The 8,665-nt window shown below is 55.6% G+C and carries 7 protein-coding genes; all 7 read right to left on the reverse strand.

Annotated features, from left to right (window positions below; translation table 11 throughout):
- Positions 1 to 91 precede the first annotated feature (91 nt).
- The gene (locus tag HMPREF9081_RS10040; RefSeq protein ID WP_006307167.1) at positions 92 to 817 is read right to left on the reverse strand and encodes a WecB/TagA/CpsF family glycosyltransferase; all 726 of its coding nucleotides are present in this window, start codon (positions 815 to 817) and stop codon (positions 92 to 94) included.
- Positions 818 to 883: 66 nt separating this feature from the next.
- Positions 884 to 2,695 (reverse strand): aspartate--tRNA ligase, encoded by a 1,812-nt coding sequence (gene aspS, locus HMPREF9081_RS10045; protein ID WP_006307168.1) that lies wholly within the window; start codon positions 2,693 to 2,695, stop codon positions 884 to 886.
- A gap of 1 nt (position 2,696) precedes the next feature.
- Complete coding sequence (gene hisS, locus HMPREF9081_RS10050) at positions 2,697 to 3,962, reverse strand: histidine--tRNA ligase (RefSeq protein WP_006307169.1); 1,266 nt, start codon at positions 3,960 to 3,962, stop codon at positions 2,697 to 2,699.
- Positions 3,962 to 5,467, reverse strand: coding sequence for a coproporphyrinogen dehydrogenase HemZ (gene hemZ, locus HMPREF9081_RS10055; RefSeq protein WP_006307170.1), 1,506 nt, complete (start codon positions 5,465 to 5,467; stop codon positions 3,962 to 3,964). Before hemZ ends, hisS begins: the two co-directional genes overlap by 1 nt.
- Entirely contained in the window at positions 5,464 to 5,946 is a 483-nt protein-coding gene (locus tag HMPREF9081_RS10060; RefSeq protein WP_071778204.1) for a Fur family transcriptional regulator, read from the reverse strand. The genes hemZ and HMPREF9081_RS10060 overlap by 4 nt, the downstream gene beginning before the upstream one ends.
- 165 nt (positions 5,947 to 6,111) lie before the next feature.
- A complete protein-coding gene (gene pepD, locus HMPREF9081_RS10065) occupies positions 6,112 to 7,566 on the reverse strand; it encodes a beta-Ala-His dipeptidase (protein WP_006307173.1) in 1,455 nt (484 codons plus the stop codon).
- 110 nt (positions 7,567 to 7,676) lie between these two features.
- Positions 7,677 to 8,665 (reverse strand): hypothetical protein (locus HMPREF9081_RS10070; RefSeq protein ID WP_006307174.1); only part of this gene is annotated, 989 nt, incomplete at its 5' end.

An 8,665-nucleotide genomic window follows, 5' to 3' on the forward strand; every position in this document is an offset into this window, starting at 1 on the left:
CGTAACGAGGTGTTTGCGAGGAGTACATACGGCGTGTTACACTTCCCTCAATTATAATGGAAAGCCTATTCTTTGTCCACAGATACGATTTTTATTTTCGCGAAGAATGCACCTTCAGCACGAATTTCGGCAGAGCGAGCAGACGCCCCGCGCGCTTCGGCTGAAGCATCCCGCGAAAGAGCCATTCGAGCTTTGCCTTCTGCATCCAACGCGGCGCGCGCTTCATCACACCCGCCATCACGTCGAGCGTCCCGCCGACACCGATCGCAACAGGCACATGCAGTTCCTCCAGATGCGCAGCGATCCACTTCTCCTGTTTCGGCACGCCGAGCGCAACGAGCAGCAAGTCCGGACGCGCTGCCTTAATCTCCGCGATAATTGCCGGATTGTCCGCCTCTTTGAAGAAGCCGTCACGCACGCCGACGATTTCAATGCCGGGATAGAGTTTCTCTGCCTTCGCCTTTGCCTTCTCCGCAACGCCGGGCGCAGAGCCGAAGAAATAGACACGCCGATGTTCTGCGGGTGCGCGACGCAGAAGTTCCTGCGCGAGATCGTAGCCCGCCACGCGCTCAGGCATCGCGTGCCCCAGATGGCGTGCCGCCCAGACCGTCCCCGCGCCGTCGGGCACGACGAGTGCCGCGGCATTGAGAATATCACCGAGTTCCTGATCGTGCGTCGCGCGCATGATCATTTCCGCGTTCGCCGTGGCGATCATCACGCCCGCGCGCTCATCCATATAGGAGGAAACAGCGGCAACAGCCTCTGCCATCGTAACTGCATCGACATGGACACCAAGTATATTGACCCGTTTTGACAAGGAGAACTCCCCTCCCGTATCACGAAAAGAGAGCGCCTAGAGCGACGCCCTCCCCATTAATTCGTATCACTGCTGTGCAGCGCCATCCGTCTTCTTCTTCGGCACAGCCGTACGGATGTAAAGTTCACGCAGCTGCTTCTCATCGACGGGCGACGGCGCTTCGCACATGACATCCGACGCACTCTGCGTCTTCGGGAACGGGATAACATCGCGAATGCTACGGCGCTTTGCCATCAGCATAACGAGGCGATCCAGACCGAACGCGATTCCGCCATGCGGCGGCGTGCCGTACTCGAACGCATTCATCATGAAGCCGAAGCGCTCACGCGCCTCCTCGGGTGCAAAGCCGAGCGTCTCAAAGACCTGCTCCTGCAGATCGCTGTGGTAGATACGCAGACTGCCGCCGCCGATCTCGACACCGTTCAGCACCATGTCATAGGCGTTCGCCTTAACGCGGCCGGGATCGCTCGTGAGCAGCGGAATATCCTCCTCGCGCGGCGCGGTGAACGGATGGTGCATCGCCTTGTAGCGCTTCTCCTCCGCACTGTACTCGAACATCGGGAAGTCCACGACCCAGAGGAAGGACAGCTCGTCGGGATTCATCAGATTGCGGCGGCGCCCCATCTCAAGGCGCAACTCACCGAGAGCCTGCGCCACGACGGCGGGCTGGTCGGCAACGACAAGCAGGAGGTCGCCCGTCTTTGCTCCGACGGCGTTCTTGATCGTCTCGAACGTCTCATCCGAATAGAATTTCTTGAAGGGCGACTTTACGCCCTCCTCCGTATACTGAATCCATGCAAGCCCCTTTGCCCCGTAGTTCTGGACATACAGCACGAGATCGTCAAGCTCACGGCGCGGGATGTTTGCGTAGCCCTCGACGTTGATGACCTTGACGCGACCGCCCGCCTCCATGACGGCGTTAAACACCTTGAACTCCGAGCCACCGACGTAGTCCGTGATATCCTGCAGCTCCATGCCGAAGCGCAGATCGGGCTTGTCCGAGCCGAAGCGCTCCATCGCCTCGTCCCACGACATGCGGCGGAACGGCGTTTCAACCTTGATTCCCATGCTCTTGTCGAAGAGCTCCTTCACCATCTCCTCCATCAGCGTGAGGATGGAGTCCTGATCCATAAAGGACATCTCGATATCGAGCTGTGTGAATTCGGGCTGACGGTCGGCGCGCAGATCCTCATCGCGGAAGCAGCGCACGATCTGGAAGTATTTCTCGAAGCCCGAGACCATGAGCAGCTGCTTGAAGATCTGCGGCGACTGCGGCAGGGCGTAGAACTCGCCCGCATTGAGACGGCTCGGCACGAGGAAGTCGCGCGCCCCCTCGGGCGTGCTCTTGCAGAGCATCGGCGTCTCGATCTCAAGGAAGCCGTTCTTGTCAAAGAAATCGCGCATGATTTTCGTCACGCGGTGGCGCAGCATAATATTCGCCTGCATCTCCGGACGGCGCAGATCGAGATAGCGATAGCGCAGACGAATCATCTCATCCACGTCAATGCCGTCCTGAATGTAGAACGGCGGCGTCTTCGCCTTGTTCAGGATACGCAGTTCATTGACAACGATCTCAATCTCGCCCGTCGCCATGTTCGGGTTCACCGTCTCCGCGCTGCGCGCACGTACAGAACCGCGCACAGAGATCACAAACTCCGAGCGCAGCGTCTCCGCCTCGTGGAACGTCCCATCTGCCATCGCCGCCTCATCAAAGACGATCTGCACGAGTCCCGAGCGGTCGCGCATATCCACGAAGATCAGCCCGCCGTGGTCGCGGCGGCGCGATACCCAGCCGCACAGCGTTACTTCCCCGCCGACCTGCTCCCTGCGGAGCGTGCCGCAGTCATGTGTCCGTTTAAGTCCCTGCATCGTTTCCATCTCAGCCCTTCACCTCAAAAACCAATCGTTTTACCATATCGTCAAGAGACCAAGTCTCCTGCGTGCTCTGTACCATATCGCGCACAACCGCTGTCCCCTGTGCCAGTTCGTCCTCGCCGAGAATGACGGCATAGCGCGCGCCGGATTTGTTCGCCTGTTTCATCTGTGCCTTCATGCTGCGCCCCGCATAGTCCATCAGAGCGCGTACGCCGCCCTGCCGCAGATCGTGCAGCAGAGGGAACGCCGCTGTAGCAGCCGCATCGCCGAGCACGATGAAGAAGACATCTGCCGCAGGGGGGCTCTCGGGCAGAAGATTCTGCTGCTCGAGAGCGAGGAGGACACGCTCAAGCCCCGCCGCAAATCCCACGGCAGGCGTTGGATTCCCACCGAGCTCCTCGACAAGACCGTCATAGCGTCCACCGCCCGCAACGGCGCTCTGTGCGCCGAGGGGCGGATAGGCGATCTCGAACGCCGTTCGCGTGTAGTAATCGAGCCCGCGCACAAGACGCGTATCAAGTTCATACGTCACGCCCGCATTCGTCAGATGCGACTGCACCGCCGAAAAGTGCTCTGCGCACTCTGCGCAGAGACAGTCCGTAATCGCGGGCGCACCCGTCATAAACGGCTTGTCCGCATCCACCTTGCAGTCGAGAATACGCATCGGGCGCTCGGTATAACGACTTTGACAGTCATCGCAAAGCGTGGACAGATACTCCTTGAAATATGCCTGCAGGCGCTCCCGATAGACGGGGCGGCAGGTCGGACAGCCCACGGAGTTGAGTTTCAATGTCAGCCCCTTCAGTCCGAGTGCCGTGAGAAAATCGTACGCGAGCAGAATTGCCTCGGCATCCACCGCAGGGCTCTCCCCACCGATCGCCTCCACACCGAACTGATGGAACTCACGCATACGCCCTGCCTGTGGGCGGTCATAGCGGAACATCGAGCCGACGTAGAAGAGCTTTTGCAGTCCCCCCTCCGCATAGAGCTTGTTCTGCAGATAGGCGCGCACGGCGGATGCCGTATTCTCCGGACGCAGCGTCAGGCTGCGGTCGCCGCGGTCGGTAAAGGTATACATCTCCTTGTCCACGACATCCGTGCCGTCACCAATCCCGCGCTGAAAGAGCTCCGTATGCTCAAAGATCGGCGTGCGAATCTCATGATAGCCATAGCGGGCGCAGATATCGCGGATAACATTCTCCACATACGTCCACGCACCCACCGCATCGGGCAGGATATCCTTCGTTCCCCGTGGCGCATTCGTCAGCATCAGGGTGTTTCCTCCTCGTATTCCGCGCGCAGGAGCGCACGGCGTTTTTCAATGTAGATGTCAATATCGCGCAGATATGTCACGAGATCCTTCGCGTTGAACACCGAGCGCATACGATCCCCGCGAATGCCGAGCACCTTCGTCGTGGCAGCGCCGCCAATGCCGATGATCGTCTGGCGCTCCTCCATAATCTGAATGTTGTAGATACTCTCAGCATTCGCGCGGGCATAGCCGACGTTCTCGAGATCGCCGCTCATATAGCCCTGTCGGTAGAGATAGTACGGACGGTAGCCTACCTCCTCCACCGCGCGCACAGCGACCGTGCTCATGCGCTGCGTCTCCGCATCCGACGGCAGTTCGACATGCTCCGTCTCCATCTTGAGGCGCAGATTCGAGCCACGCTTGAGGGCGAGGGCATGGAGCGTGATATCGTCGGGCGCGAGCGCCGTCACCGCTGCCATCGTCCGCGCCACATCCTCTGCCGTCTCACCGGGAAGCCCCAGAATCACGTCCATATTGATGTGCACGTCGAATGCTGCGCGAATCTCATGCACCATGCGCACGATGTCATCGGGGGTATGGCGGCGTCCGATGCGTTCGAGCGTCTTCGCCTGCATGGATTGCGGATTAACGCTCACGCGCGTCACGGCGTGTTCTCGCATGGCGGCGATCTTCTCCGCCGTCATGCTGTCGGGGCGTCCTGCCTCCACCGTGAACTCCACAATATTTGACCCATAAAAGGCATTATATACCATTTTGAGCATTTCGGCAAAAAAATCATTCGGCAAGCTTGTCGGCGTGCCCCCACCGATGTAAATACTCTGCACCGTAAGCCCCAAAGAGCGCACATCCTCCGCCGCTGCAGAAAGATCCCGCGCGAGCACATTCATAAAGGTGCGCAGCTTCTTCTCCGAGGGAAGGAGGTTCGACGGGAAGGAGCAATAGAGACAGCGCGAGAGACAGAACGGAATGCCGACATAGACACTGACCGAACGCACATCGCTGCGCGCAAGGAACGGCAGCTGGCGCACGGCAACCTCCGTGATGAGCTTTGCCTTTTCATTGCTACAGTCATAGTCATCCGCGAGGCGCGCAATGATCGCCTCGGGCGATATCCCTGCGCGCAGCCATCGGTGCACGATCTTTGTCGGGCGGACACCGTGGAGGATTCCCCACGGCGCGGGCGGCAGAGCGAAGCGCATACGAAAGAATTCATAAACATTTCGCTTCACCATGCGGTGTACGGCAGCGCGTGGAATTTCATCTTCCTTGCCATCCGCAGAAAAAATAATTTTCTCACACGATCCGTCATTGGTAAAAAGAAAGACCTCGGTCATGACAGAAGGCGGCTCACAGCCCGACTGCCGGTTTACCACCGACAGCTGGGCGTAATCCGCCTCCCCTATCTGCCCGACGATCTCCACCTTGAAAAGCGTCAATACCTCGCGGACGATTTTGACAATGACCTCGGCTCTGCTGTTTATCGTAAACGACCGAATTTTCACGCCTTTTTCTGCTTCTCCTGACATTTTTTGCAGATGCCGAAAAACTTCGCCTGATGGTTCTCAACCTTGAAGCCCGTCTTCTTAAAGATGTCCTCTTCGAGATGATCGAGCATATCCTCCTCGAACTCCGAGATCTCCTTGCACTCCGTGCAGATGAGATGATGATGGAAGTGCTGATTCGGATCGATTGGGTTCAGTTCGTAGGAGTACGATCCCTTATTGCGCTTGTCGAATTCCTTGCCGAACTCGATCTTCTGCAAAATCCCAAGCGACACCAAAATCTCAAGACTGCGGTAAACCGTCGCAAGCCCGATCTCCGACTCCGTGCCGCGCAGGATGTCATAGATTTTCTCCGCACTCAGATGCTCGCTCGGATGGTCGAGGATCACCTGCAGAACGATCTGGCGCTGTGGTGTCATCTTGCGCTGCGTCGCCTGCAAACGTTTTTTCAGATCCTCCATTGTATAGGTCTCTGCCATACTATTTCCCTCCATGTGCGTTAGTAGTTATATGCTAACTCTCCAATATATAATCACAATCAATGAGAATAGTATAGCACACATGACAAGTTTTTTCTATAGAGAGGAACAACGAATTGAGAATATCCATTTCGGCGTTGTCCGAATATCCTCTGCGGCAACTGCTCACGCCTTTTCCTGTCCAATGCGGCGCAGCGTCTCCATCATCAACTTTGCCTCGGGCACGATCGTCGTGACATCGACGCGCTCTGCCGGCGTGTGAATGCCCGTCGTCGTCACACCGATGGACACCATGTCGAGCTCCGGATTCTTCGCCGCGTGCCAGCTCGTCTCAAGCCCCGCATGGATGCTCTCGATCGTCATCTGCGCGCCGCCGTTCTGCGCAGCATACACCTCGCCCATGATCTTCGCAAGTGTGCTGTTCTCGCGCTCGCGCCATGCGGGCGACTGCGCTCCCAGTGTGAGGTTGAAGTTCATGCGCTCCGCCATCGTCCGCCCCATCACGACGATCTCATCCAGACGCTCATTCACCGAGGAGCGCGGGAAATACTGAACGCGCACATCATTTTCGTCCATACTGAGCACGCCGAGGTTCGCCGAGGTCTCCACCTTGCCCGCATGAAGGCGCGACATATCGTGCACGCCCGTACGCAGGAGTGTGAGCATGTCGATGAGGTCACGCTCCTCTGCTTCGCCGATCACGCGCCCCGCATTCTCCACGGTGTTAAATGCAAACTTCATTGAGGGGTCAGCCGCTCCGTAGAGCGCGTGGAAACGCTTTTCTTCCTCCACAAGCACGTTCACGATTTCACGCTCACCGATGCCCGTGCGGATGATTGCCTCTGCCGTCGGCGGGATGGCGTTGCGCGCCGTGCCGCCCGTGAACGTGACAATCTCAATTTTACCATGTGCCTCAAGTGCCTGCAGTGCAAGTGCAAGCGTGCGAATCGCATTGCCGCGCCCGTCGCCGATGCGCTCCCCCGAATGCCCACCAAGCAAGCCCTCCACCGCGATGCGATAGGCGGGCAGCTCCGACTCCCTGCGCGAGAGCGTACGCGAAAAGTCAAGGTTGACACTGCCCGCGCTGCCGACCGTCATGATGTGATAGTCCTCGGAGTCACAGTTGATGAGGAAGCGTGCGTCCTTCAAATGATCCGCCGAAAGATGACGTGCGCCCGACATTCCCTGCTCCTCATCGACCGTAACAATCGCACGCAGCGGTCCGTGTTCCTCCGCATGCTGCATCGCGGTCAAAATCTCCGCAACGCCGATGCCGTCGTCACCGCCGAGACTCGTGCCGTCCGCCGTCAGAGACTCCTCCGTCCGAATCATCTTGATTGGATCGTTCAGCGGATCGTAGATCACGCCCGGCTTTGCAACGCAGACCATGTCCATGTGCCCCTGCAGGATCGTGCGCGGCGCAGCCTCGCAGCCCTTCGTCGCGGGCATCTCCGCGATGATGTTCAGCGCCTCGTCCTGCGTCACCGTGCAGCCGATCTCCTCGAAACGCTTCTTGAGGTAGTCGCTGACGGCTTTCTCATGTCCCGAGGGACGCGGTATGCGCGTCAGTGCCTCAAATTCTTTAACGACCGTCTCCAATAATTTTGCATCGTCTATCATAATTCTTCCTCCTCACTGTATCATACTCCATATTATAGCACAGACAGAAAAAATTTGGGACTGCTCCACGAAATTCATCCTCGCGGAGCAGTCCCATTTAGTTTGTATGCTTATTTTACAAGCGTGAGCGTTGCATATACCCCATCATATTTCACTGTTGTAGTGCTTGTAGCACCATAGTTGTCACGATGATCAGATGTCATATAATATACAAGTTTATATTTTCCAGCTTCGTCAGTCTTTTCAATACCAACGGAAACAATTCCACCATTGAAAAAGCCATCGACTAGATTTGACTGGCCAATAACAGAACCAAAGGAATTAAAAGAACCTGTTTTATGGAACACCTCATTAGTTAAACCACGATAAAATCCGTATTCTGCATGATACGCCTTAAAGTCTCTGATGAGAGGTTTCTTGTTGATATTCTCTTTCCCAACAAAGTCACCAGTATCGTCCATAAGTGCGATTTGGTAACTATCTTTATCTCTGGGAAGGATTGTGAAATGAACCAAGGCAGAACGGCGACGATCTATTTTTAAATAAGGGGTTTTATTATCATCCTTTGTAAATGCTTGGAATCCATGCGTGTCAGACAACTGGAAAACATGACCAATAAGCTCTGATAGCTGTGGTGTTTTAGTGTAATCAACAGGATCTTGTGTAAACTCCGCCCAATCAATCTGTTTTCCGTAATCAGCAAAAACATAAGGTGTGTTTTGAGCGAAATCAGTTGCCGTTGTAAGTTGTTTTTCAAGGCGTTCACGCTCTGCAGCAATTTCTTTTTCTTCCGCAAGCCGCCCAGATTCCATTACATCCTTGTAAATATCTGGATTGTTTGTTTTTACATAATTAATAACAGCAAGCGCGAAGTTTTTAAAATCAGAATTCCAACATTCGCTTATTTTATCTACAGGACAATATTCGATATCATGGGTAGTATCTATCCAATCATAGTCATACTCATCACGATACATAGAATTATAAAGATCTATTTCCGCCCACCAAGTCCCCTCGTTTTCTAATTTTTTATCAAATAAAAAATAAGATCTAAAATAGACATATTTTTTATCGTTTTTTTCAATAATTTTTATAGGTT

The organism is Centipeda periodontii DSM 2778, assembly GCF_000213975.1.
Taxonomy (GTDB): Bacteria; Bacillota; Negativicutes; order Selenomonadales; family Selenomonadaceae; genus Centipeda; species Centipeda periodontii.